This window comes from Citrobacter sp. RHB20-C16 (assembly GCF_013890155.1).
Taxonomy (GTDB): domain Bacteria; phylum Pseudomonadota; class Gammaproteobacteria; order Enterobacterales; family Enterobacteriaceae; genus Citrobacter_A; species Citrobacter_A amalonaticus.
This window is the reverse complement of sequence record NZ_CP057630.1, coordinates 1743372-1769431: the sequence shown is the minus strand read 5'-3', so window position 1 is coordinate 1769431 and position 26060 is coordinate 1743372. Positions and strand designations below refer to the sequence as shown.

General features: G+C 57.1%; 23 protein-coding genes. 8 read left to right on the top strand and 15 right to left on the bottom strand.

Annotation, left to right across the window (positions count from 1 at the left end):
* Positions 1-83 precede the first annotated feature (83 nt).
* The 5 genes from uvrB to bioB all read right to left on the bottom strand — a co-directional run bounded on the left by uvrB (position 84) and on the right by bioB (position 6282).
* Positions 84-2105 (bottom strand): excinuclease ABC subunit UvrB, encoded by a 2022-nt coding sequence (gene uvrB / locus HVX64_RS08475; protein ID WP_043001304.1) that lies wholly within the window; start codon positions 2103-2105, stop codon positions 84-86.
* 564 nt (positions 2106-2669) lie between these two features.
* Positions 2670-3356 carry a dethiobiotin synthase gene (gene bioD, locus HVX64_RS08470; protein WP_044256462.1) on the bottom strand — a complete coding sequence of 229 codons (687 nt, stop codon included), beginning with the start codon at positions 3354-3356 and terminating at the stop codon, positions 2670-2672.
* Entirely contained in the window at positions 3349-4104 is a 756-nt protein-coding gene (bioC, locus tag HVX64_RS08465) for a malonyl-ACP O-methyltransferase BioC (protein ID WP_043001307.1), read from the bottom strand. The genes bioD and bioC overlap by 8 nt, the downstream gene beginning before the upstream one ends.
* Positions 4088-5245 carry an 8-amino-7-oxononanoate synthase gene (bioF, locus tag HVX64_RS08460; protein WP_043001308.1) on the bottom strand — a complete coding sequence of 386 codons (1158 nt, stop codon included), beginning with the start codon at positions 5243-5245 and terminating at the stop codon, positions 4088-4090. Before bioF ends, bioC begins: the two co-directional genes overlap by 17 nt.
* Positions 5242-6282, bottom strand: coding sequence for a biotin synthase BioB (gene bioB / locus HVX64_RS08455; RefSeq protein WP_043001309.1), 1041 nt, complete (start codon positions 6280-6282; stop codon positions 5242-5244). Before bioB ends, bioF begins: the two co-directional genes overlap by 4 nt.
* A 76-nt stretch (positions 6283-6358) precedes the next feature.
* On the opposite strand from bioB, the gene bioA reads away from it, so the two are divergent.
* Both bioA and HVX64_RS08445 read left to right on the top strand, forming a co-directional pair.
* Positions 6359-7648: an adenosylmethionine--8-amino-7-oxononanoate transaminase gene (bioA, locus tag HVX64_RS08450; protein WP_043001981.1), complete on the top strand. Its 1290-nt coding sequence runs from the start codon at positions 6359-6361 to the stop codon at positions 7646-7648.
* Between the two features lie 58 nt (positions 7649-7706).
* The gene (locus HVX64_RS08445) at positions 7707-8183 is read left to right on the top strand and encodes a kinase inhibitor (RefSeq protein ID WP_043001310.1); all 477 of its coding nucleotides are present in this window, start codon (positions 7707-7709) and stop codon (positions 8181-8183) included.
* 94 nt (positions 8184-8277) lie between these two features.
* Here HVX64_RS08445 and hutH read toward each other — a convergent pair whose 3' ends face one another.
* The 5 genes from hutH to hutI form a co-directional block, all read right to left on the bottom strand.
* Positions 8278-9798 carry a histidine ammonia-lyase gene (gene hutH / locus HVX64_RS08440; protein ID WP_044256466.1) on the bottom strand — a complete coding sequence of 507 codons (1521 nt, stop codon included), beginning with the start codon at positions 9796-9798 and terminating at the stop codon, positions 8278-8280.
* Position 9799: 1 nt separating this feature from the next.
* Positions 9800-11485: a urocanate hydratase gene (gene hutU / locus HVX64_RS08435; protein WP_044256469.1), complete on the bottom strand. Its 1686-nt coding sequence runs from the start codon at positions 11483-11485 to the stop codon at positions 9800-9802.
* 169 nt (positions 11486-11654) lie between these two features.
* Positions 11655-12380 (bottom strand): histidine utilization repressor, encoded by a 726-nt coding sequence (locus HVX64_RS08430; RefSeq protein ID WP_044256472.1) that lies wholly within the window; start codon positions 12378-12380, stop codon positions 11655-11657.
* Positions 12381-12404: 24 nt separating this feature from the next.
* Positions 12405-13346: a formimidoylglutamase gene (hutG, locus tag HVX64_RS08425; RefSeq protein ID WP_044256475.1), complete on the bottom strand. Its 942-nt coding sequence runs from the start codon at positions 13344-13346 to the stop codon at positions 12405-12407.
* On the bottom strand, positions 13343-14566 hold the full coding sequence (gene hutI, locus HVX64_RS08420; protein ID WP_043001315.1) for an imidazolonepropionase: 1224 nt from the start codon (positions 14564-14566) through the stop codon (positions 13343-13345). Before hutI ends, hutG begins: the two co-directional genes overlap by 4 nt.
* A 222-nt stretch (positions 14567-14788) precedes the next feature.
* Here hutI and HVX64_RS08415 point away from each other — a divergent pair, with 222 nt between their 5' ends.
* On the top strand, positions 14789-16072 hold the full coding sequence (locus tag HVX64_RS08415; RefSeq protein WP_043001316.1) for a putative acyl-CoA thioester hydrolase: 1284 nt from the start codon (positions 14789-14791) through the stop codon (positions 16070-16072).
* A 65-nt stretch (positions 16073-16137) separates the two neighbouring features.
* Here HVX64_RS08415 and pgl read toward each other — a convergent pair whose 3' ends face one another.
* Positions 16138-17133, bottom strand: a complete 996-nt coding sequence (gene pgl, locus HVX64_RS08410; RefSeq protein WP_044256478.1) for a 6-phosphogluconolactonase — start codon at positions 17131-17133, stop codon at positions 16138-16140.
* Positions 17134-17295: 162 nt separating this feature from the next.
* Here pgl and HVX64_RS08405 point away from each other — a divergent pair, with 162 nt between their 5' ends.
* A complete protein-coding gene (locus HVX64_RS08405) occupies positions 17296-18114 on the top strand; it encodes a pyridoxal phosphatase (RefSeq protein ID WP_043001318.1) in 819 nt (272 codons plus the stop codon).
* Here HVX64_RS08405 and modC read toward each other — a convergent pair whose 3' ends face one another.
* From modC to HVX64_RS08385, 4 genes are all read right to left on the bottom strand, one after another.
* Positions 18115-19173: a molybdenum ABC transporter ATP-binding protein ModC gene (modC, locus tag HVX64_RS08400; protein ID WP_043001319.1), complete on the bottom strand. Its 1059-nt coding sequence runs from the start codon at positions 19171-19173 to the stop codon at positions 18115-18117. It lies immediately after the preceding gene.
* 2 nt (positions 19174-19175) lie between these two features.
* Positions 19176-19865 (bottom strand): molybdate ABC transporter permease subunit, encoded by a 690-nt coding sequence (modB, locus tag HVX64_RS08395; RefSeq protein ID WP_043001320.1) that lies wholly within the window; start codon positions 19863-19865, stop codon positions 19176-19178.
* The gene (gene modA / locus HVX64_RS08390) at positions 19865-20638 is read right to left on the bottom strand and encodes a molybdate ABC transporter substrate-binding protein (protein WP_044256484.1); all 774 of its coding nucleotides are present in this window, start codon (positions 20636-20638) and stop codon (positions 19865-19867) included. Before modA ends, modB begins: the two co-directional genes overlap by 1 nt.
* 232 nt (positions 20639-20870) lie before the next feature.
* Positions 20871-21020, bottom strand: a complete 150-nt coding sequence (locus HVX64_RS08385; protein ID WP_043001322.1) for an AcrZ family multidrug efflux pump-associated protein — start codon at positions 21018-21020, stop codon at positions 20871-20873.
* A 128-nt stretch (positions 21021-21148) separates the two neighbouring features.
* Between HVX64_RS08385 and modE the strand changes: the two genes are divergently transcribed.
* From modE to scpB, 4 genes are all read left to right on the top strand, one after another.
* A complete protein-coding gene (modE, locus tag HVX64_RS08380; RefSeq protein WP_044256486.1) occupies positions 21149-21937 on the top strand; it encodes a molybdenum-dependent transcriptional regulator in 789 nt (262 codons plus the stop codon).
* A 192-nt stretch (positions 21938-22129) separates the two neighbouring features.
* A complete protein-coding gene (scpA, locus tag HVX64_RS08375) occupies positions 22130-24274 on the top strand; it encodes a methylmalonyl-CoA mutase (RefSeq protein ID WP_044256503.1) in 2145 nt (714 codons plus the stop codon).
* Positions 24267-25262 (top strand): methylmalonyl Co-A mutase-associated GTPase MeaB, encoded by a 996-nt coding sequence (gene meaB / locus HVX64_RS08370; protein WP_044256505.1) that lies wholly within the window; start codon positions 24267-24269, stop codon positions 25260-25262. Before scpA ends, meaB begins: the two co-directional genes overlap by 8 nt.
* Before the next feature lie 10 nt (positions 25263-25272).
* Positions 25273-26058 carry a methylmalonyl-CoA decarboxylase gene (scpB, locus tag HVX64_RS08365; RefSeq protein WP_044256718.1) on the top strand — a complete coding sequence of 262 codons (786 nt, stop codon included), beginning with the start codon at positions 25273-25275 and terminating at the stop codon, positions 26056-26058.
* The last annotated feature ends 2 nt before the right edge of the window (positions 26059-26060 follow it).

Genomic DNA, 26060 nt, shown 5'->3' with positions numbered 1-26060 from the left:
CGCTCATCAGGCCAACTTATCTACTCTGCAAACTACCAGCGAACAGGCCGGATAAGGTGGTTACACCGCCATCCGGCAATCTCTCACGACGCAGCGATAAACAGTTCACGCAGCTGATGCAGTTGATCGCGGATCTGCGCGGCCTCTTCGAATTCCAGGTTCTGCGCATGCTGCATCATCTGCCCTTCGAGCTCGTGAATCTTCTGTTGCAGCGCTTTTGGCGTCATGTCCAGTTCCACCACATCCGATTGCACTGCGGAACGCGATTTGCCTCGGCCCTTCGCTTTGGTTTTCGCAATGTTCTGCCCCAGCGCCAGAATATCGACCACTTTTTTATTCAGGCCCTGCGGAGTAATGCCGTGTTCTTCATTGTACTGCTGCTGTTTCTCGCGACGACGCTCGGTTTCGCCAATCGCCTTCGCCATTGAGGCCGTAATTTTGTCACCGTAAAGAATCGCCTTCCCGTTGATGTTACGCGCCGCACGACCGATGGTCTGTATCAGCGAACGTTCGGAACGCAGGAACCCTTCCTTGTCGGCGTCGAGAATCGCCACCAGCGACACCTCAGGCATGTCGAGACCTTCGCGCAACAGGTTGATCCCCACCAGCACATCAAACTCGCCCAGACGCAGGTCACGAATGATCTCCATACGCTCAACGGTATCGATGTCCGAGTGCAGGTAACGCACCCGCTCACCGTGTTCTTCCAGATACTCGGTGAGATCTTCCGCCATACGCTTGGTGAGCGTGGTAACCAGCACGCGCTCGTTGATCTCTGCGCGCTTGCGGATTTCAGAGAGCAGATCGTCCACCTGCGTTGCCACCGGTCGCACTTCAATGACCGGATCCAGCAACCCTGTCGGACGCACCACTTGATCAACCACTTCTCCGCCCGATTTCTCCAGCTCGTAATTGCCCGGCGTCGCAGACACATATATGGTCTGCGGAGCCAGCGCTTCAAACTCTTCGAACTTTAACGGACGGTTATCCAGCGCCGATGGCAAACGGAAACCGTACTCCACCAGCGTCTCTTTACGCGCCCGATCGCCACGATACATCCCGCCAATCTGCGGGATGGTGACGTGGGATTCATCCACCACCAGCAAACCGTCAGCGGGCAGATAGTCAAACAGGGTCGGCGGCGGCTCACCCGGCCCGCGTCCTGACAGAAAGCGCGAGTAGTTTTCGATCCCCGAGCAGTAACCCAGCTCGTTCATCATCTCCAGATCAAACTGGGTACGCTGACTCAGGCGTTGCTCTTCCAGCAGTTTGTCGTTGGCGAGCAGGATTTTGCGACGTTCAGCCAGTTCGACTTTGATCTCTTCCATCGCCTGCACAATGCGCTCACGGGGGGTCACGTAGTGCGTTTTGGGGTAGATGGTGTAGCGCGAAATAGTGGATTCCACCTGCCCGGTCAGCGGGTCAAACAGCGACAGACGCTCCACCTCTTCATCAAACAGCTCCACACGCAGCGCGATGTCGTCAGACTCCGCCGGGAAGATGTCAATCACCTCACCGCGCACGCGGAAAGTCCCGCGCTGGAACGCCTGATCGTTACGGGTATATTGCAGTTCAGCCAGTCGCCGCAGAATGGCGCGCTGATCGATAATCATGCCCACCGTCAGGTGCAGCATCATCTTCAGATATAAATCGGGATCGCCCAGACCATAGATGGCAGAAACGGAGGCCACGACGATCACGTCACGACGCTCCAGCAACGCTTTGGTGGCCGACAGACGCATCTGCTCGATGTGTTCATTCACCGAGGCATCTTTTTCGATGAAGGTGTCTGAGCTGGGAACATACGCTTCCGGCTGATAGTAGTCGTAGTAGGAGACGAAATACTCGACGGCGTTATCCGGGAAAAACTCTTTCATTTCACCATACAGCTGCGCCGCCAGCGTTTTGTTGGGTGCCAGCACCATCGTCGGTCGCTGCAAATCCGCGATCACATTCGCAATGGTGAACGTTTTCCCCGACCCCGTTACGCCAAGTAGCGTCTGATGCGCCAGGCCGTCCTCCAGTCCCTCTTCCAGACGGCGTATCGCCTCAGGCTGATCGCCGGAAGGTTTAAATGCGGAATTCAGTTTGAACGGTTTACTCATGAGCAGCTACCTGAAGGAATGAGCGGGCAGGTGTGTAATTTTACTCGCAGACGATAATATTGCCAGTAAAATATACTGGATGAAAAAACAGTAACGCCTCATAAAATTTGTGTTACGCATGATAAAAGCGGATCGGAGATGGCTATAATTTCACCGCTGGCAAGATATTACACTATGAAGCGGGTTTATCCCCAGACCATTGACTTCGTTAACATTGTCAAGATGCGTGATGAAAGTTTTATTGCATTCAATGACCACAATATGACAGCCATTGATTTTATCTAACGCGCTGTAAATTAAAGGATATTTTATAAAGACGCCTTTCGCACCAATTCGGCTGGAAGCCGCGTAATCTCTCGCTTGCCTTGTGTTTTCTAACTCTAATACACAAGGTTATCCACAGGAATGGTGGATAACTGCCTGCAGGCCATATGGTCTGCCGCCTGGCAAATTCCCGGTCCAACCCACCAGGCAGCACATAAAAAAAAATTATCGCTAAATTTTGATTTTTATCAGCTAAAGAAGTGTCCCTGGCAGGCGAGATCTTGCTCGCAATTTCGCCTTTTACTCACCCGCGAGTAAAGCGAGATCCAGATATTGTCCTGTGGCCGCCTTTTCGGCTCCCGCCGCCAGCCACGGGATTTCGCCTAACAATGGCGCAGGGATGACCCGTTTAAGCGTCGCCAGATACTCATGATGGCGTTTTCCCGGCGGCGTGACGTCATTCGCCACCCACCCGACAAGCGGAAGTCCTGCCTGCTGTACCGCCTGCGCGGTCAGCATCGCATGGTTTATACACCCCAGCTTCACGCCGACGACCAGGACCACCGGCAGGCGCTCGATCTGCACCCAATCAGCGAAGGTAAAATCCTCCGCAAGCGGGGTAAACCAGCCGCCAGCACCTTCCACCAGCAGCCACTCCGCCTGCGCGTCCAGCGCGCGCAGGCCGTCTGACATCACATCAGCACGAATTGGCCTTCCCTCATCAGCGCTGATGATATGCGGCGAGGTGGGTTCCGCGAAGGTGTAAGGATTCACCGCCGCGTAGTCCAGCGCCAGACTGCTGTTGCGCTGAAGCGCCAGGGCGTCGCTGTTGCGCAGTCCCTCTGGCGTAATGTCACTACCTGATGCGACAGGTTTATACCCGGCCGTCCGATAACCCAGACTGCGCGCCGCCTGGAGCAGCGCACAGCTGGCGACGGTTTTACCAACTTCCGTATCGGTACCGGTGACAAAATAACGTTTAGTCACGTGCAATCACTCCTGCAAAAAGATGGTAGGTCAGCAGATATTTCCCCTGCCGCTGCGGCCAGGCCAGTTGAAGCTGCTGCAACTGCGAGCGGGTTAAGACGCGCGGCTCGCGCCCCTCGTGCAAATGGGTCGCGCCGATGCCTTTCAGTGAGCGCATAGCGCTCAGGGCGTCATCAAACTCCAGCGTCAGGGAGATTGATTGATGATGCCCTTGCCAGCCGTGCATCGCTTCACACAGCGCCTCGCGGGATAAAAACCGGTTGCCGTGCGCCCGCTCATCCACCGCGCGCCAGGCCTGATGAAGCTCCGGTAGCGAATCCTGGGCCAGCGTGGTGAAAGCCACGCAGCCACCGGGGCGCACGACCCGATACAGTTCGCTCAGCGCCTGATGCAGACTGTTACACCATTGCACGGCCAGATTGCTCCAGGCCAGGTCAAACGTTGCGCTGGCTAACGGCAGTGACTCAATATCGCCAGTGAGATAGTGATGCGCCACGTCCTGGCGACGCGCCTCGTCCAGCATGCGGGCAGAGAGATCCAGCGCGGTAACCTGACTCCCCAGCTCGCGCCAGTAGCGACTCAAACGCCCCGGCCCGCAGCCGGCATCCAGTACCTGTAAAAATGGGCGTTCCGGCAGTTGCGCCAGCAACGCGTCGGCGCTCAGGCGCTGCAATGTGGCATGCTGCTCATAGTGCGCTGCCGCACGACCAAACGCCGCCGCGATTGCCTGTTTATTTACCTGCCCCATGCAGCACCTCCAGCAATCGGTCGATATCCTCAGGCTCATGCGCCTGAGTTAAGGTCAGTCGCAGACGGGCTGTCCCGGCGGGCACGGTCGGCGGACGGATCGCCGTGACCCAACATCCCTGACGGCGCAAGGTGTCCGCCAGCTGCAATGCGCGCGCATTTTCGCCGACAATCAGCGGCTGGATGGCGCTGTGCGACTGCGCCAGCATGAAATCGGGATGGTTGATAGCCGAGCGGAAGCGCTGGATCAGCGCAGTCAGTTTCTCCCTGCGTGCGTCACCTTCCTGGCTGCGAATCACCGAAAGTGACGCCTGTAACGCCATCGCCTGCGCGGGCGGCATGCTGGTGCTGTAAATCAGATGACGGGCGAACTGCAGCAGATAATCAGCAACGCTTTCAGAGCACAGAATCGCCGCACCGCTGACGCCAAAGCCTTTGCCGAATGTTACGACCAATAACTCCGGTTTTACCCGCTGCTGCCAGCAGCTCCCGCGACCCGCTTCTCCACTGACGCCAATGCCGTGGGCATCATCCACCAGCAACCAGGCATTACGCGCCTGTACGGCCTGCTGAATGTCCACAAGCGGCGCATTGTCGCCATCCATGCTGAACACGCCTTCGGTCACCACCAGTTGACGCCCGGAACAGGGGGCGTCAAGCAGGCGCGTGAGATGCGAGGCGTCGTTATGGGTAAAACGGCGAAGCTGCGCCGGGCAAAGACTGGCCGCTTCCAGCAGCGAAGCATGGCTGAGACGGTCAGCGACAATCCGGTCATCCTTTTCCATCAGCGCGGTAATCACCGCCTGGTTTGCGGCGAAACCGGAAATAAACAGTAACGCGCGCGGATAGCCCAGCCAGTCGGCCAGTTCCTCTTCCAGTTGCTGATGGGCAATGGAATAACCGCTGACGTGGCCCGAGCCGCCGCTGCCGACGCCAAACCGCTCCGCCCCCTGCTGCCAGGCACGAAGGATATGCGGATGATGACTCAACCCCAGATAATCATTGCTGGAAAAATTGAGATAGCGCTGGTCATTCGTCTCCAGCCAGCGACCGGCTCCCTGTGCTACCACATAACGTCGGCGCAACGTATCCGCCGAACGACGCGCCGCCAGCGCATCGTCGATTTTGTGTTGCCAGGTCATACGGCAGCCGCGTTGTAGTAATCGTCAGTATCCGGTGTCAGCAGCGCCTGCTCCAGACGCGCACGCTGCTCGTTATCCCCGGCGAGCACCGCCGTTTGCTGCGGATTCAGCCCCAGCTTATGGAAAAGCTGAAGATCTTTGTCCTCTGCCGGGTTTGGCGTGGTGAGCAGTTTGCAGCCGTAGAAAATAGAGTTGGCGCCAGCCATAAAGCACATGGCCTGCGTTTGTTCATTCATCTGCTCGCGACCGGCAGACAGGCGCACATACGAGGTCGGCATCATGATGCGCGCCACGGCAATGGTGCGAATAAAATCAAATGCGTCGACGTCATCGTTATCTGCCAGCGGCGTACCTTTCACCTTCACCAGCATGTTGATCGGCACACTTTCCGGCGGGGTCGGCAGGTTTGCCAGTTGCAGGAGCAACCCAGCGCGATCGGTCACCGTTTCGCCCAGGCCGACGATGCCGCCGGAACAGACCTTGATCCCGGCCTCGCGTACTTTGTCCAGCGTGTCGAGTCGCTCCTGGTAGGAACGGGTGGTGATGATGTTGCCGTAAAATTCCGGCGAGGTGTCGAGGTTGTGGTTGTAATAGTCCAGCCCCGCCTCCGCCAGCCGTTGCGCCTGTGATTCATCAAGTGTGCCAAGCGTCATGCAGGCTTCCAGTCCCAGCGCTTTCACCCCCTGAACCATCTGCTGCAAATATGGCATGTCGCGCTCGTGCGGGTTCTTCCACGCCGCACCCATGCAGAAACGAGTGGAACCGGCGTTCTTCGCCTGGCGCGCCGACTCCAGCACCTGCTCAACTTCCATTAGCCGCTCAGCTTCAAGGCCGGTTTTATAGCGCGAACTTTGCGGACAATATTTGCAGTCTTCCGGGCAGGCGCCGGTTTTGATCGACAACAGCGTGCTGACCTGCACCTGACGAGGATCGAAATGCTGACGGTGGATTTGCTGCGCCTCGAACAGCAGATCCAGCAGTGGTTTTTCAAATAATTCGGTGACTTGCGACAGCGTCCAGCGAGAATGAGTGGTCATAATTTTATACGTTTTGTGGTGATAAGGGTGTAGACTTGTAAACCTAAATCTTTTTAATTTGGTTTACAAGTCGATTATGACAACGGACGATCTCACGTTTGATCAGCGCCACATCTGGCACCCCTACACCTCTATGACCTCCCCGCTACCGGTCTATCCTGTTGAACGGGCCGAGGGCTGCGAACTGATTTTATCCAGCGGTGAACGCCTGATTGATGGCATGTCGTCGTGGTGGGCCGCGATTCACGGCTACAACCATCCGCAGCTCAATGCGGCGATGAAAACGCAGATAGACGCCATGTCGCATGTGATGTTTGGCGGGATCACGCATGCCCCCGCCGTCAACCTGTGCCGTAAACTGGTCGCCATGACGCCCGCGTCGCTGGAATGCGTGTTCCTCGCCGATTCCGGTTCCGTCGCGGTGGAAGTGGCGATGAAAATGGCGCTGCAATACTGGCAGGCCAAAGGGGAATCCCGTCAGCGCTTCCTGACGTTCCGTAACGGCTATCACGGCGATACCTTCGGCGCGATGTCGGTCTGCGATCCAGATAACTCCATGCACAGCCTGTGGAAGGGCTATCTGCCGGAAAACCTGTTTGCCCCTGCGCCACAAAGTCGAATGGACGGCGAGTGGGATGAGCGCGATATGGTGGCCTTCGCGCGCCTGATGGCCGCACATCGTCATGACATTGCGGCAGTGATTCTCGAGCCGATTGTTCAGGGCGCGGGCGGAATGCGGATGTACCATCCGGAGTGGCTGCGCCGTATCCGCAAAATGTGCGACCGTGAAGGCATTCTGCTGATTGCGGATGAAATCGCCACCGGATTTGGCCGCACGGGCAAACTGTTTGCCTGCGAACACGCCGGGATCGCGCCCGACATTCTGTGTCTGGGAAAAGCGCTGACCGGCGGAACGATGACCCTTTCCGCCACCCTGACCACCCGCCAGGTGGCGGAAACCATCAGCAACGGCGAGGCGGGCTGTTTTATGCATGGTCCGACGTTTATGGGCAATCCGCTGGCTTGCGCGGTGGCGACCGCCAGCCTGTCACTACTCGAATCCGGCGACTGGCAGGCGCAGGTCTCGTCCATTGAAGCCCAGCTACGCCAGGAACTCGCCCCGGCGCAGACATCGCCATGGGTGGCTGATGTCCGCGTGCTGGGGGCGATTGGCGTGGTGGAGACAACGCATCAGGTTAATATGGCGGCCCTGCAGAAATTCTTTGTGCAACAGGGTGTGTGGATCCGCCCGTTTGGCAAACTCATCTACCTGATGCCGCCGTATCTCATCCAGCCAGAGCAACTGCGCCGCCTGACGCAGTCCGTGAACGACGCTGTGCGCGACGAAACATTTTTTAACGGGTAACTGGCGGTAAGCTGTGCGGTTTCTGGCTACACTTTTTGGCGAGAATTAAGGAGAGTGCATGAAAGTAATCAGCAACGATTTTCGCGACGGGGAAAAACTCCCCCTGCGCCATGTCTTCAACGGTATGGGTTATGAAGGGGATAATATTTCCCCGCATCTGGCCTGGGATGAAGTGCCTGCCGGAACGAAGAGTTTCGTGGTGACCTGTTTCGACCCCGATGCACCGACCGGCTCTGGCTGGTGGCACTGGGTGGTGGCTAATTTACCGGCCGATACCCGTGTTCTTACCCAGGGCTATGGCTCCGGGCTGGTCGCCGTGCCAGACGGCGTTATCCAGACACGAACCGATTTCGGTAAAGCGGGCTATGGCGGCGCGGCGCCGCCAAAAGGCGAAACCCACCGCTATATCTTTACCGTTCACGCGCTGGATGTGGACAGGATTGACGTCGATGAAGGTGCCAGCGGGGCGATGGTCGGATTTAACGTCCATTTCCACTCGCTTGCCAGCGCCTCAATTACCGCGATGTTCAGTTGATCGCTGTTGTGCCGGATGACGACGCTCACGCGTCTTATCCGGCCTACGGGAGGGATTCACAGGCCGGATAAGCGTTAGCGCCATCCGGCGCGGTTCAAAGAAATTCCGGCACGAGCTGCAGCAACGCCCCCTGTGCAAGCAATTCTGTCGCACGCTCAATATCCGGGGCGAAGAAGCGGTCCTGGGTGTAATGCGCAACCTGCTCACGTAATACCGTTCGCGCCTGCTCCAGCAGCGGGCTTGACGTTAATCCTTCACGCAAATCGATCCCCTGACACGCGGCCAGCCATTCGACGGCCAGCACGCCGCGAGTATTCGCCGCCATTTCCCACAACCTGCGCCCTGCCGCCGGTGCCATCGAGACATGATCTTCCTGATTCGCCGACGTTGGCAGGCTGTCCACGCTGTGCGGATGCGCCAGCGCTTTGTTCTCGCTGGCAAGCGCCGCCGCCGTCACCTGGGCAATCATAAAGCCGGAGTTCACGCCCCCGTTTTTGACGAGGAAAGGCGGCAACTGCGACATATGCTTATCCATCATCAGCGCAATACGGCGTTCGGACAACGCGCCAATTTCAGCAATCGCCAGCGCCAGATTATCTGCCGCCATCGCCACCGGTTCAGCATGGAAATTACCGCCTGAGATAACGTCTCCCTGCTCAGCAAAAACCAGCGGATTATCGGAGACCGCATTGGCTTCCGCCAGCAGTACGTCCATCACCTGACGCATCTGTGTCAGACATGCGCCCATCACCTGCGGCTGACAGCGCAGAGAATACGGGTCCTGCACCTTTTCGCAATTGTGGTGCGACTGAGACAGCGCGCTGGTCTCCGTCAATACGTGGCGATACAGCGCCGCCGCGTCGATCTGTCCACGCTGCCCCCGCGCGGCGTGAATACGCGCATCAAACGGACGGCGAGACCCTAACACCGCTTCGGTGGTTAACGATCCGCACATGACAGCCGACGCGAACAGCTCTTGTGCTTCAAACAGTCCGCGTAACGCAAACGCCGTCGATGCCTGTGTGCCGTTAAGTAACGCCAGCCCTTCTTTCGCCGCCAGCGTAATCGGCTCCAGGCCGGCTTTTTTTAACGCTTCCGTCGCCGGTAACCATTCCCCCTGCCAACGCGCCTTTCCTTCCCCCAGCAGCGTGAGCGACATATGGGCCAGTGGCGCTAAATCACCGGAGGCGCCTACCGATCCTTTCGCCGGGATGTGCGGCCAGACTTCGGCGTTCACCAGCGCAATCAGCGCTTCTATCACGCTAAGGCGAATACCAGAGAAGCCGCGCGCAAGGCTGTTTATCTTCAGCACCATGATCAGGCGCACCAGTGCGTCATCTAAGGCATCACCCACGCCTGCCGCATGGGACAGCACCAGCGAACGTTGCAGGTTTTGCAGATCCTCATTGGCGATGCGCGTCTGCGCCAGCAGACCAAAGCCGGTGTTAATGCCGTAGGCCGTGCGGCCCTCAGCGACAATGGTGTTGACGCAGGCCACGCTGGCGTTAATGCCGTCAATAGCGCTGGCGTCGAGGCGCAGTTTAACCGGCTGCTGCCAGACTTCGCGTAGTTGTGAAAAACTCAGATGGCCCGGCGTTAAAGTCATGGTATTCATATCAGCGTTTCCCCTGCGTTGCCGCAACCATCGGCAGATTCAGCCCTTGTTCCACAGCGCACGCCACGGCAATATCGTAGCCCGCATCCGCATGACGCATTACGCCGGTCGCCGGATCGTTATGCAAAACCCGGGCAATGCGCTCGGCGGCTTCATCGCTACCGTCACAGACAATGACCATCCCGGCATGCTGTGAGAAGCCCATTCCCACACCGCCGCCGTGATGCAGCGATACCCAGGTCGCCCCGCTGGCCGTGTTGAGTAGCGCATTGAGCAGCGGCCAGTCGGAGACGGCGTCAGAACCGTCGCGCATCGCTTCGGTCTCGCGGTTGGGGCTGGCGACAGAGCCAGAATCCAGGTGGTCGCGACCGATCACAATTGGCGCAGACACTTCCCCCTTGCGCACCATTTCGTTGAATGCCAGACCCAGTTTTTGCCGCCATTCGAGCCCCACCCAGCAGATACGCGCTGGCAGCCCCTGAAAATTAATGCGCTCCCGCGCCATGTCCAGCCAGCGGTGGAGATGTTCGTCATCCGCCACGATCGCTTTCACTTTGGCGTCGGTTTTATAAATATCCTGCGGATCGCCGGAAAGCGCCACCCAGCGAAACGGCCCAATGCCGCGGCAGAACAGCGGGCGAATATAGGCCGGTACGAAGCCAGGAAAGGCAAAGGCGTTTTCCACGCCCATCTCTTTAGCCATCTGACGAATGTTGTTGCCGTAATCGAACGTCGGTACGCCCATGTCGTTGAACGCCAGCATCGCCTCCACGTGTTTTGCCATCGAGCGCTTCGCTGCCTCTACCGTACCCTGTGGATCGGCGAGCGCTTTTTGCTGATAGGTTTCCCAGTCCCAGCCGGAAGGCAGATAACCGTGCAGCGGGTCATGAGCGCTGGTCTGGTCGGTAACCATGTCCGGACGCACACCGCGCTTCACCAGTTCGGGCACCACATCCGCCGCATTGGCGCACAGGGCAATCGATACGGCTTGACCTTCGCGGGTGTATTTTTCGATACGCGCCAGCGCATCATCAAGAGACGTCGCCTGTTCATCGACATAACGAGTGCGCAGACGAAAATCGATACGACTCTGCTGACATTCAATGTTCAGGGAACAGGCGCCTGCCAGCGTCGCCGCCAGTGGCTGCGCGCCGCCCATGCCGCCGAGCCCGGCGGTTAACACCCACCGCCCGCGCAGGTCGCCGTCGTAGTGCTGCCGTCCCGCTTCAACAAACGTTTCATAAGTGCCCTGCACAATTCCCTGACTGCCGATATAGATCCAGCTTCCGGCCGTCATCTGTCCGTACATCGCCAACCCTTTCGCATCCAGTTCATTGAAATGCTCCCAGGTCGCCCAGTGAGGCACGAGGTTGGAGTTGGCAATCAGCACGCGCGGAGCGTTCTGGTGAGTTCTGAACACACCAACCGGTTTACCAGACTGGACCAGCAGCGTTTCGTCCTCTTCCAGTTGGGTCAGGGCGTTGACAATCGCGTCATAGCATTCCCAGTTACGGGCCGCGCGGCCTATACCGCCATACACCACCAGCTCATGTGGGTTCTCGGCGACGTCGGGGTCCAGGTTGTTCATTAACATGCGCAATGGCGCTTCGGTCAGCCAGGATTTGGCCGTCAGCGTTGTCCCTCGCGGGGCGCGGATATCTTGCTGACGAAACTTGCTATGAGACATAACAACGACTCCTCACGGACATGCCGGAAAAGGTTTATCCGGCAAAGGGAATGATCGGGTGTGAGGTAAATATATACTTGTCTATACAAGACATAACAAGGCGCAATTTAACAAATAAGATACATTTTTGTTATATTGCGTCAGCAATCACGCTTTCTGTCCGCGTGCGTCAGGAGGAGAAGTGGCCCTGCAAGCGGTAACGAGAGCCCGGAAAGAGTAACCGCGCGTGAGAAACGATCTGCGAGGCGGACCAGGTGGTACGACGAATGAGCAGGCAAGGATCGGTCTCGCCGATGTCGAGTAACGCGCACTCTTGCGTCGTGGCGCGCACCGCTTCAACAATGTGCTCCCCTTCCGTCAACGGGGCAATTAGCGACAAATATGCATGCGGCGTGGTCTGGCTGTAATCCTGCGCCAGATACTCCGGCACAATGTCGGCATTCACACAGCGATCTTCAATCTGTACCGGCTGGTCGTTTTCAAAATGTACCATCACAGAATGAAAAATCGCCGTACCTTCCGTCACCTTCAGCGCCGCTGCCTGCCGCGCATTGGCCGGTTTCTTTTCCAGAATCAGCACCTCGCAATGATGTCGATGCGCCCGTGCGGCAATTTCGTCGGCAATACTGCGAATTTCAAACAGCGCGGACTGGCCTTTCGGCTCCGCGACAAAGGTTCCCACCCCCTGCAGGCGCACCAGCATCCCTTCGTCAGTCAGTTCACGCAGCGCCCGGTTGATGGTCATCCGGCTGAAGCCGTACTGCGCCACCAGCTCCGCTTCCGACGGAATACGATCGTGCGGCTGCCAGACGCCGCTGGCGATCTTTTCGCTAATCTCGCGTTTAACCGTCTCATAAAACGGCGCGGGAGCAGAACGAGGGCGAGAAAGTGTCATGGGAATGTTTACCTTATCAATCGATTACTGCCACCAGTGGGCGATTTGCCAGCCAAGCCGCGCCGCCACGCGTGCCGACCTGCCATCATTATCAAAGCGCGGATTAAATTCAACCACATCCACCGCCTGGAGCTTACCGCTGCGGCAAACAGGTTCAATCAATTTCAGCAGGGTCGCCAACGGTACGCCCAGCGCCGCAGGCGCCGATACGGCTGGCATCTCTCCAACGGGCAGGACGTCGAGATCGACAGTCAGATAGAGTTTATCCACCTCGCTGATAAACGCCGCCAGTTGAGCGTGGGCGTCATTACTCTGCAAATCTTCCACCACCAGCACGTTGCGCTTGTGCGCCTCATCCCACAGCGCCTGGGTGTTTGCCGCCCGGCTAACGCCGATGCACGCATAGCGGAACTCACGCTGCTGCTGGTCGCAAAGCTGCGCCAGTTGACGAAACGGCGTGCCTGAGGTTGCCCGCCCGGCGTTACGCAGATCCAGATGCGCGTCGAGATTAATGATCCCTACCCGCTCGCCAGGGAATGCATCGAAAACGCCCGCCCCATGACCGAATGCCGTTTCGTGCCCGCCGCCAAGAACGAAGGTGCGCATCCCCGCCTGCTGACATTGACAGACCGCATCACGTAGTGCTTGCTGCGCCCCTTCCAGATCCGCTGTCGGGGCCAGCAGATTCCCCATATCCACCAGTCGCTCGTGTCCCGCGTGACTCGCCAGGTTAGCCAGCGCTGAACGCAGCGCGTCCGGCGCACCGGCGGCACCAGGACGCCCATGATTACGCTTGACCCCCTCATCGCAGGCAAAGCCGAGCAGCGCTATCCTGTCGCGGTATCGCTCTGGCGAAAACGTCAGGCTGCGATCGATCGTCTGAAACAGGCGCAGCGCGTTCGCGGCTTCGCCGCTGTCATCTCGCCCCCGCCACAGGTCAGGGGCAGCCGCTTCCCATTGTGTCATGTGATTTGTCCTCGAAATATGCGTAGATACAGCGGGTTGCGCCCAGGCTCATAGAGGATCTCCACCGGGTTTTGCGCATCCCAGACGTTAAAATCGGCAACGTAACCCGCCTTTAGCTGTCCGTGCGTCGCCTGGCGGCCCAGCGCCTGAGCGGCATGACGGGTGACGCCCGCCCATGCCTCTTCCGGCGTCAGTCCGAACTGAACGCAGGCCATGTTCATTGCCAGATGCAAGCTGATAAAGGGACTGGTGCCGGGGTTGAAATCGGTCGCCACCGCCATCGGTACCTGGTAACGGCGCAGTAACTCAACGGGCGGATGCTGCGTCTCTTTAAGGAAATAGAACGCCCCCGGCAGCAGTACGCCAACGGTGCCGCTGTGACGCATCGCGGCCACGCCCGCTTCATCAAGATATTCAATGTGATCCGCAGAAAGCCCATGATAGCGACTGACCAGTTGCGCTCCACCCAGCAGAGACAACTGCTCGACATGCCCTTTGACCGGAATGCCCGCCGCCTGCGCCGCGCGCAATACCCGCTCGCTTTGCGCCAGGGTAAAGCCCACGCTCTCACAGAACAGATCGACCGCTTCAAACAGCCCCTTTTCCCATAGCTGCGGCAGTATCGTTTCGCAGACGTGGGTGATATAGCCGTCAGGATTGTCACGATACTCAACCGGCACGGCATGGGCCGCCAGCAGCGTGGGGCTGATTTCGATAAGATTCTCTTCGGCCAGGCGGGCCGCGACGCGCAGCATCTTTTCTTCGGCTGTCGCATTCAGGCCATAGCCGGATTTCACTTCCAGTAGCGTCACGCCCTCGCGCATCAGACGCGCGATCCGCGCCTGAGCAGAGGCTAAAAGCGCCTCCTCCGTCGCGGCACGCGTCGCCGTCACGGTGGCGTTAATCCCGCCGCCCTGCGCACTAATCTGCTGATAAGAAACGCCGTTCAACCGTTGCTCCCACTCGCTGGCGCGATTGCCGCCAAACACCAGATGAGTGTGACAATCAATCAACCCAGGCGTCACCAGACGTCCTTGCAGGTCATGCGTATTGGCATGCGCAGTCGGGAGTGAAGCCTCTGGCACAATCGCCAGCACCCTTCCCTTACGGATAATCAGCGCATGATGGTCCAGCATGCCATACGGTGCCGTCTGCGCCGGATCGAGCGTCGCCAGGCGCAGGTTTCGCCAGAGCGTATCATCAGGTAACAGGGGTTCCATGCTTTCTCCAGCTTGTCTTAGGTTGTATAGACATTTATTTGAGATCGCACGCGGGAAGTCAATCATCCCAGGTAAATATGTTATTTAATTGTGACTTTGACGGTACCCGAATCCGCGAGGAGGGGTTTAAAAACAACTTTTTAGCTTTTCACCTTTCTGTTTTGCTCAACTTAGTATAAAAAAGCAGGCTTCAATGGATACTTTTATAGCCCGGAGCAACTCGTGAACACATCATCAGTTTCCCGTCTGGCGCTGGCACTGGCTTTTGGCGTGACGCTGACCGCCTGTAGCTCTACCCCGCCGGATCAAATTCCTTCCGATCAAACCGCGCCAGGAACCTCTTCGCGCCCGATTTTATCGGCGAATGAAGCGCAGAATTTTGTCGCTAAAAACTATTTTTCTTCCCTGACGCCGAACACCGCGCCGTGGACGCCATCTTCAATTTCTCTGCCTGCGCAGCCTGACTTTGTGGTCGGCCCGGCCGGTACGCAAGGCGTTACCCACACCACCATTCAGGCGGCGGTGGATGCGGCGATCACTACGCGCACCAACAAACGTCAGTACATTGCGATTATGCCAGGTGAGTATCAGGGGACTGTTTATATCCCTGCGGCGCCAGGCAGCCTGACGCTGTACGGAACGGGTGAGAAACCGCTGGACGTGAAGATTGGCGCAGCAATTGACGGTGAAATGAGCACCGCTGACTGGCGTCATACGGTGAATCCGGGCGGGAAATATATGCCTGGTAAACCGGCCTGGTACATGTTTGACAACTGCCAGAGCAAACGCGGCGCGACTATCGGCGTGATGTGTTCAGCGGTATTGTGGTCACAGAATAATGGCCTGCAGTTGCAGAATCTGACCGTTGAAAACAATCTTGGCGATAGCGTGGATGCGGGTAACCACCCGGCCGTTGCGCTGCGCACCGACGGTGACAAAGTTCAAATCAATAATGTGAACATTCTGGGCCGCCAGAACACCTTCTTTGTGACCAACAGCGGCGTGCAGAACCGTCTGGAAAATAATCGCCAGCCGCGTACCCTGGTGACCAACAGCTATATCGAAGGTGATGTGGATATCGTTTCCGGTCGCGGCGCGGTGGTGTTCGATAACACCGACTTCCGCGTAGTGAACTCGCGTACTCAACAGGAAGCGTACGTCTTCGCGCCTGCAACGCTTGCGAACATTTATTACGGTTTCCTCGCCACCAACAGCCGCTTTACCGCCGCCGGTGACGGCGTGGCGCAGTTGGGTCGCGCACTGGATGTCGACGGCAACACCAACGGTCAGGTCGTGATCCGTGATAGCGTGATTAACGAGGGCTTTAACATGGCACAGCCGTGGGCTGACGCCGTGATCTCTAAACGTCCATTCGCGGGCAATACCGGGGCGAAGGATGATAAAGGCGAAACCCAGCGTAACCTGAACGACACCAACTTTAACCGCATGTGGGAATACAATAACCGCGGTGTGGGCAGCAAAGTCGTGGCTGCGCCGAAGCAGTAAGCATAAAAAAACCGGCATCACAGGATGCCGGTTTTTATTTATCGGTTGGCTAATAAGCGCCCCTATTAATACGCGTTAACCACCACCCACATCGGGCCCTGGCCTACCGCATAACGTCCCTTCTCCGTTAACAGCCCCTGCTCACCGGCAATCTCGTACACCGCGATATGGTGTGACTTCTGTCCGGCAGCAATCAGGTATTTCCCGCTATGGTCAACGTTGAAACCACGCGGCTGTGTTTCGGTTGGCTGGAAGCCTTCTTTGGTCAACACGCTGCCATCTTCTGAAACGCTGAACACGGTAATCAGGCTGGCGGTACGGTCACAGGCATACAGATGACGACCATCCGGCGTAATGTGAATGTCCGCCGCCCAGCGGGTGTCGGAGAAATCAGCCGGCATCATGTCCAGCGTTTGCACGCATTCGATATCACCGTGCGGATCTTTCAGTTCCCAGACGTCCACAGAGCTGTTGAGCTCGTTGACGCAGTAGGCATATTGCTGATTCGGGTGGAACGCCATATGGCGCGGACCGGCCCCTTCAACGGTGGTCACTTCCGCAGGCTCTTGTGCCACCAGCTTACCGTCATCGCTGAGGGTAAACAGGCAGATACGATCCTGCTTCAGCGCAGGCACCCACAGGGTGCGGTTGTCCGGGGAGATATTGGCGGAGTGACAGCCATCCATTCCCTCCACCACATCCACCACCCCAACCGGCAGGCCGTCTTCCAGACGGGTGACGCTGACGTTACCCGCGTTATAGGAGCCAACAAAAACAAAACGGCCATGATGATCGGTTGAAATGTGTGTCGGGCTACCCGGCAGCGCGGATTCTGCGGCAAACGTCAGCGCACCATCATCCGGCGCAATCCGGTAAGCCAGTACGCGGAATTCAGGACGCACGCCCACGTAGAGATAACGTTTATCCGGGCTGACTACCATCGGCTGAACCTGCCCGGGCACATCAACCACCTGTACCAGCTTCAATGCGCCATCATGATTCAGGCTCCAGACATGGATCTGTTGGCTTTCAGGGCTGGCGGTATAAACGGTTTGCTTCATGAATGCTCCTCTGCTTTAGGCAACTGGCTGCAAAAATGGAATACAGCTTAACGTAGTCGCTTTTAACGGTGAATGCTGAATATACGCACAAAATTTTGCCTGCTCCCCGTCCCGGTGTACCATTCAGGCAGACAAAACTTCAATGTTAATCGGGATGACGATATGACCGCTCGCGTGATTGCCCTTGATTTAGATGGAACCTTGCTAACCCCGCAAAAAACCCTGCTCCCCTCGTCTGTCGAAGCACTGTCGCGCGCCAGGGAGGCAGGCTACCAACTTATCATCGTCACCGGGCGTCATCACGTCGCAATTCATCCTTTTTATCAGGCACTGGCACTGGATACACCTGCAATTTGCTGTAATGGCACCTATTTGTATGATTATCACGCAAAAAATGTTCTCGCAGCCGATCCCTTGCCGGTTAACCAGGCGCTACAGCTTATTACGCTGCTGGAAGCGCATCAGATTCACGGCCTGATGTATGTCGATGACGCCATGCTGTATGAGCACCCGACCGGCCATGTCATTCGCACCTCAAACTGGGCGCAGACGTTGCCACCCGAACAGCGCCCGATCTTCACCCAGGTGCCTTCACTGGCGCAGGCGGCGCACGATGTCAACGCGGTGTGGAAGTTCGCTCTGACAGACGACGATATCCCTAAGCTGCAGCAATTTGGCAAGCATGTCGAAGAGCTGTTGGGCCTTGAGTGCGAATGGTCCTGGCACGATCAGGTCGATATCGCTCGTCAGGGTAACAGCAAAGGCAAACGCCTGACCCAGTGGGTTGAATCTCAGGGCGGGTCGATGGAAAACGTAATTGCCTTCGGGGATAACTACAACGACATCAGTATGCTGGAAGCGGCTGGTACCGGCGTGGCGATGGGCAATGCTGACGACGCAATCAAAGCGCGCGCCAACGTCGTCATCGGCGATAACACCACCGACAGCATCGCGAAGTTCATCTATAGCCAACTGCTGTAATCAGGCGGTTATCGATACACTCTTAATCTGCGCATACAGCCAGAGGCCAGCTTTGATCCCCAGTTCATCCCTGGCCCATGGGCTAATGCGCGCCCACAGCGTTTTACCTCCCACCTCAAGCTGTACTTCCACTTGCCCGTTATCGTCGTAGCAGTGGATCACCTTCGCGCGCAGGATATTACGAATGCTGGTCTGCTGCGGCGGCTGTAGCACCAGCGAGACATCCGACGCCTGAATGCGAATGCGCAGCGAGGCCTGCAGCGGCTCATTGAGCTTATTGACCCATAGATGCTGATCACCCAGCGCCAGCGCCGTCATCGCGTAATGCGGATGATGCTCCAGTACGCTCACTTTCAGGATGCTGCTCTGCTGTTCTTTCGGCAGCCATGGATGCATCACGCTGCTCCCCCAGACCTCTTCCAGCGCGCCAAACGCCTTCACCTGACCGTCTTCCAGCACCATTACGTTATCGGCCAGATGGAGAATTTCATCGAGCGAGTGACTGACATAGAGCATGGGAATATTGATCTCCCGCGCCAGCCGTTGCAGATAGGGCAACAGTTCACGCTTACGCGGAATATCCAGCGAGGCGAGCGGTTCATCCAGGAGTAGCAGTTCCGGCGCGGTCAACAGCGCCCGGCCAATCGCCACACGTTGTTTTTCACCGCCGGAGAGGCCGCCCGGCAGTCTGTCGAGCAGAGGCTCAATACCCAATAGCGCCACCAGCTTATCGAACTGGCCGGCCATACTTTTCGCCATGCCGTAACGCAGGTTGCCGCGCACTTTATAATGGGGAAACAGGCGCGCATCCTGAAAAACGTAGCCTATCCGGCGTTTTTCCGGGGTCAGACAAATGTGGTTTTCCGTGTCATTCAGCACCCGTCCGTTGAGTACAATGCGCCCTTTCTGCGGTCGCGTCAGGCCACTGATGGCATTGATCAGCGAGGTTTTTCCAGAACCAGAGACGCCAAATATCGCGGTGATACCGCTGGCGGGCAGCGTTTCGTTGAGCGAGACGCAGTGGGTCCCCAGCGTCTGAGAGAAATTGAGTTCCAGCATAATTATCGCCCCGTCCGCTCACGGCTGAGTCGCGCCAGCCATTCAGAAATTAACAGCGAAATCAGCGCCAGTACGATGGAAATAAGACACAGCCTTGCCGCAGCGCTTTCACCGCCCGGCGTCTGAATCAGGGTATACATCGCCGAAGGAATGGTGCGGGTTTCGCCGGGAATATTGGAAACGAAGGTAATCGTCGCGCCAAACTCGCCGAGCGAACGGGCAAATGCCAGTACCGTCCCGACGATAATGCCAGGCAGCGTCAGCGGAAGGGTAATGGTGAAGAAGACGCGCCAGCGTCCCGCCCCTAGCGTCCGGGCGGCCTGCTCAAGCTTAAGATCCACCCCTTCCAGCGCAAGTCGGATAGCCCGCACCATCAGCGGAAAAGACATCACTGCCGCCGCCAGTACCGCGCCGCGCCAGCTGAAGGCAAAGGTTATGCCGAACCAGTCGTATAGCCACTGGCCGATAAATCCGCGCCGTCCCATCGAAACCAGCAGCAAATAACCGACCACCACCGGCGGTAATACCAGCGGCAGATGCAGTACGCTGTCCAGCAGGGCTTTGCCTGGGAAAGTGCAGCGCACCAGCAGCCAGGCAAAGAAGATCCCAAACGGCAAACTAAACAACACGGCCAGGGAAGACACTTTCAGGCTCAGAAGCACGGCCTGCCATTCAGGATCGGTCAATATCATTACTTGGTCGTAAATCCGTAACGTTTAAAGATTTCAGCAGCCTGCGGTCCTTTCAGGTAATCATAGAACGCGCTGACCGTGGCGTTTTTATGTCCATCAACAATCGCGATGGGGTACTCCACTTTTTTGTGCGAATCTTCCGGGAAGGTGGCCACGACGTTAACGCCTTTACTGGCAACCGCATCAGAGCCGTAAACAATGCCCAACGGTGCTTCGTTACGCTCGACCAGCGCCAGCGCGCCGCGCACATCTTCCGCCGGAGCCAGTTTCGGTGACAGCGTCTCCCAGGCCCCCAGTTTCTGCAGCGCCTCTTTCGCGTAAATCCCTGCCGGAACGTGTTCCGGGTCGCCTACCGCCAGACGTCCACCGTTCAGCAGCGTCGTCCAGTGGGTATTATTGTCAATCGTAAACGCTTTCTGCTCACTGGCTTTTGGCGCCACCACCACAAGGCTGTTGCCCAGCAGCGTCTGACGCGTTGCGGTATCAATCGCTTTCTTATCTACCGCGTAATCCATCCATTTCTGATCGGCAGAAATGAACAGATCTGCTGGCGCACCGGCTTCTATCTGGCGAGCCAGCGTGGAAGACGACGCAAAAGAGGAGACCACGTCGACATTCTTCTCTTTTTTATACTCTGCCGCGATATCCTGCATCGCATTAGTCAATGACGCTGCGGCAAACACGGTGATTTTCCCTTCATCCGCCAGCGTTTGTCCAGCAACCGACAATGATAAGGTTGCCCCAGCAAACAGGCGTAACCAGGTACGAGCCATTTGTAACTCCTTTGCATATCGTTATGTATTTATGAATATAACGATAAAGCAACGATTTTCCCAGAAGTTATTGATACCACTAAGAGGTTACGCAAAGAAAATATCGGCAGGAATAAGGAGAACTTGAGAAACAATCCCAATGGGGTGCGCACTGCATTGAGGCGCGACCAACAAAGATACGGTTTGAAAGATGAGAAAACAAAAACGCCCGACTGAGCGGGCGTTTGGGAAATCAATGATTCTGTCTGGACTGGTTTTTCTGACCGATACCGGAGAAAATGTTGAACACTTCACCGAGACCGTAAATCAGACCCAGGATGATGGCCATCACCACAGGTACCATGATTACGGCGAATACCAGACTTTTCAATAACTCTAACATGGTCAACTCCTGATATAGTCCTTGTAGTATTCTAACCGCATCACTGAGAAAAGCACTCCCCTTTTGTGCGGTCGGCTTTGCGTCTCTGCAGTTTTCCGTCACAATACCCTTTTTGCCAGGATCTTGTTATGCAAGCCGAAATCCTTCTTACCCTGAAACTTCAGCAAAAACTGTTCGCCGATCCCCGACGCATCTCTTTGCTCAAGCACATTGCGCTTTCCGGTTCCATTAGTCAGGGCGCGAAAGACGCAGGCATCAGCTATAAGAGCGCCTGGGACGCCATTAATGAAATGAATCTTCTCAGCGAGCAAACGCTGGTCGAGCGTGCGACAGGCGGTAAAGGTGGCGGCGGTGCGGTGTTAACCCGCTACGGTCAGCGTCTGATCCAGCTCTACGATCTGCTGGCACAGATTCAGCAAAAAGCCTTCGATGTTTTAAGCGACGATGACGCGCTGCCGCTCAACAGCCTGCTGGCGGCCATCTCGCGTTTTTCTCTGCAGACCAGTGCGCGCAACCAGTGGTTTGGCACCATTACCGCCCGCGATCGCAATCAGGTGCAGCAGCATGTCGACGTGCTGTTAGCCGATGGCGAAACGCGACTGAAAGTGGCCATTACCGCCCAGAGCGGCGAGCGTTTAGGGCTTGATGAAGGCAAAGAGGTTCTCGTGCTGCTGAAAGCGCCGTGGGTGGGGATTACCCAGGACGACGCCATCGCCCAGGCGGCGGATAACCAGCTCCAGGGCATTATCAATCATATTGAACGCGGCACAGAGCAGTGTGAAGTACTGATGGCGCTACCGGACGGTCAGACGTTGTGCGCCACCGTGCCGCTAGACGCCGCCGCCACGCTGACGGAAGGCACGAACGTGACGGCGTATTTCAATGCCGACAGGGTAATTATCGCAACATTGTGCTAAGTATCGCCACCACGGTGATTACGGCGGGATGTTACCCGCCGTAAATTTTTCTTTGAAATTCATTACAGGATGAATAATTCCACCCGGCAAAAAACGACGTATCGTTGGCTATTTTTTGCTGGCGACAGAGGACAGTAAAAAGCTCATCGTACTCGCAATCCCCTCTTTTTATTGCGGAATACGGAGCAAAATATGTCAGACTTATCAGAGTGGCAGACACTCGCCAACAAGGAGCTCAGCCGGCGGAATAAAACCGTCGAGTCGCTGGTCACACAGACAGCGGAAGGCATTGCCATCAAGCCGCTGTACACCGAAGCCGACCTCGATAAACTGGAGGTTACCGGCACCCTTCCCGGCCTGCCGCCTTACGTTCGCGGCCCACGCGCTACCATGTATACCGCGCAACCGTGGACCATTCGTCAGTACGCTGGCTTCTCTACCGCCAAAGAATCTAACGCCTTCTATCGTCGCAACCTTGCCGCCGGGCAAAAAGGCCTTTCTGTCGCCTTCGATCTCGCCACCCACCGCGGCTATGATTCCGATAATCCACGCGTCGCAGGCGATGTCGGGAAGGCCGGTGTGGCTATCGATACCGTTGAAGACATGAAGATACTGTTCGACCAGATCCCGCTGGATAAGATGTCGGTATCAATGACCATGAACGGCGCGGTGCTGCCAGTAATGGCTTTTTATATCGTGGCCGCGGAAGAGCAAGGCGTTTCGCCGGAACAGCTTACCGGCACCATTCAGAACGATATTCTGAAAGAGTACCTGTGCCGTAACACTTACATTTACCCGCCGAAACCCTCCATGCGCATTATCGCCGACATCATCGCCTGGTGTTCGGGCAACATGCCACGCTTTAATACCATCAGCATCAGCGGCTACCATATGGGCGAAGCAGGCGCCAACTGCGTGCAACAGGTCGCTTTTACCCTGGCGGATGGTATTGAATACATCAAAGCCGCCCTTTCAGCCGGGCTGAACATTGATGACTTTGCGCCCCGCCTTTCGTTCTTCTTTGGCATCGGCATGGATCTGTTCATGAACGTCGCCATGCTGCGCGCGGCGCGTTATCTGTGGAGCGAAGCGGTGAGCGGCTTCGGCGCAGCAGACCCGAAATCGTTAGCCCTTCGTACCCACTGCCAGACTTCCGGCTGGAGCCTGACCGAACAGGATCCCTATAACAACGTGATCCGTACCACTATCGAAGCGCTCGGCGCCACGCTTGGCGGCACCCAGTCACTCCATACCAACGCCTTTGACGAAGCACTCGGTCTACCCACCGACTTTTCTGCCCGCATCGCGCGTAACACGCAAATCATCCTGCAAGAGGAATCAGAAATCTGCCGCACCGTGGATCCGCTGGCTGGCTCTTACTATGTGGAGTCGTTGACCGATCACATTGTTAAACAGGCGCGGGCCATCATCCAGCAGATCGACGACGCGGGCGGGATGGCAAAGGCTATCGAAGCCGGGCTACCGAAACGGATGATTGAAGAAGCATCAGCCCGCGAGCAATCACTGATCGACCAGGGCAAACGCGTCATTGTCGGCGTCAACAAATACAAGCTGGAAAAAGAGGACGACACGACCGTCCTGGAGATCGACAACGTCAAGGTGCGCAACGAGCAGATCGCCTCTCTGACGCGGATCCGCGCGACCCGCGATGATGCCGCCGTTCACGCGGCGCTGGCGTCGTTGACTCACGCCGCATTGCATCATGAAAACCTGTTGGCCGCCGCCGTGAACGCCGCACGCGTCCGCGCCACGCTGGGTGAGATCTCCGACGCGCTGGAGTCGGCGTTTGACCGTTATCTGGTGCCAAGCCAGTGCGTCACTGGGGTGATTGCGCAGAGCTACCATCAGTCCAACCAATCGGCCTGCGAGTTTGACGCCATTGTTGCGCAAACAGAGCAGTTCCTGGCAGACCGCGGTCGTCGTCCGCGCATTTTGATCGCCAAAATGGGTCAGGATGGTCACGATCGCGGCGCAAAAGTGATCGCCAGCGCCTATTCCGATCTCGGCTTCGATGTCGATCTCAGCCCGATGTTCTCCACTCCGGAAGAGATCGCCCGCCTGGCGGTAGAAAACGATGTACACGTCGTCGGCGCCTCATCGCTCGCGGCCGGTCATAAAACGCTCATCCCGGAACTGGTCGACGCGTTGAAAAAATGGGGACGCGACGATATCTGCGTGGTCGCTGGCGGCGTGATCCCTCCCCAGGATTACGCCTTCCTGGAGGAGCGCGGCGTGGCGGCCATTTATGGACCCGGCACTCCAATGCTGGAAAGCGTACGCGACGTACTGAAACGGATAAGTCAGCATCATGATTAGTGAATCCACGCTGGCTGACACCGTGCGGCGATTACGCCAGGCCGAGCGGGCGACGCTCGCCCAGGCCATGACGCTGATTGAAAGTCAGCACCCTCGTCACCAGGCGCTGAGCGCACAACTGCTGGATGCCATAATGCCTTTCACCGGCAACGCGCTGCGTCTGGGGATCACGGGTACGCCGGGGGCCGGGAAAAGCACCTTTCTGGAGGCTTTCGGTACGCGACTGATCCGCGACGGACTGCGCGTGGCGGTGATTGCCGTCGACCCCAGCAGTCCGATCAGCGGTGGCAGCATCCTTGGCGACAAAACGCGGATGACCGAACTGGCGCGATCGGATGCCGCCTTCATCCGTCCGGCCCCCTCCCGCGGGCATCTGGGTGGAGCCTGTCTGCATGCACGAGAGCTGGGGCTGTTGTGCGAAGCGGCGGGCTTCGACGTTGTGATTATCGAAACCGTCGGCGTTGGACAATCGGAAACAGAAATTGCCCAGATCGTGGACTGCTTTGTGTCGTTACAGATAGCCGGCGGCGGCGACGACCTGCAGGGCATCAAAAAAGGGATCATGGAAATGGCGGACGTGATTGTCATCAACAAGGATGACGGGGAAAACCATAACCGTGTCGCCATCGCCCGCCATATGTACGAAAGCGCACTGCATATTGTGCGGCATAAATATGCCGAGTGGCAGCCGCAGGTATTGACCTGTAGCGCGCTGGAAAAACGCGGGATTGACGAGGTCTGGCAGACCATCTGCGATTTCAGAACACAGATGACCTCCAGCGGACGGCTGCAACAGGTGCGCCAGTTGCAGGAAATTGCCTGGTTGAAAAAGCAGACGGAAGCCGAGGCGTTGCGATTGCTGTTCTCCCGTGACGACTTCGACCGCTACTACCACCTGACGCAGCAGGCCGTCAAAAACAACCGTCTCTCGCCGCGCGCTGGCCTTCAGCGAATCAGCGAATACCTTCAGAATCATTACTTTGCATAAAGAGAAAAATATGTCTTATCAATACGTTAATGTTGTTATCATCCGTAAAGTGGCGGTCATTGAGTTCAACTATGCCCGCAAACTGAACGCCCTGAGCAAAGTCTTTATTGACGATCTCATGCTGGCGCTCAGCGATCTCAATCGCCCGGATATTCGCTGTATTATCCTGCGTGCGCCCAGCGGCGCGAAGGTCTTCTCCGCCGGTCATGACATTCATGAACTTCCCTCCGGACGTCGCGATCCGCTCTCTTATGACGATCCGCTGCGCCAGATCACCCGCATGATTCAGAAGTACCCCAAACCGGTGATCTCCATGGTCGAAGGCAGCGTCTGGGGAGGGGCGTTTGAGATGATCATGAGCTCCGATCTGATCATCGCTGCCAGTACCTCCACGTTCTCCATGACCCCGGTCAACCTTGGCGTTCCATACAATCTGGTCGGGATCCACAACCTGACCCGCGATGCGGGTTTCCATATCGTCAAAGAGCTGATCTTCACCGCGTCCCCTATCACCGCACAGCGCGCGATGGCGGTCGGCATTCTCAACCATGTCGTCGCCGCCGAAGAGCTGGAGGATTTCACGTTGCAGATGGCGCACCATATCTCGGAAAAAGCGCCGCTGGCCATTGCCGTGATCAAGGAAGAGCTACGCGTGCTTGGCGAAGCGCACACCATGAATTCCGATGAGTTCGAACGTATTCAGGGGATGCGCCGCGCCGTTTACGACAGCGAAGATTATCAGGAAGGGATGAACGCGTTTATGAATAAACGTAAACCCAATTTTGTGGGCCATTGATA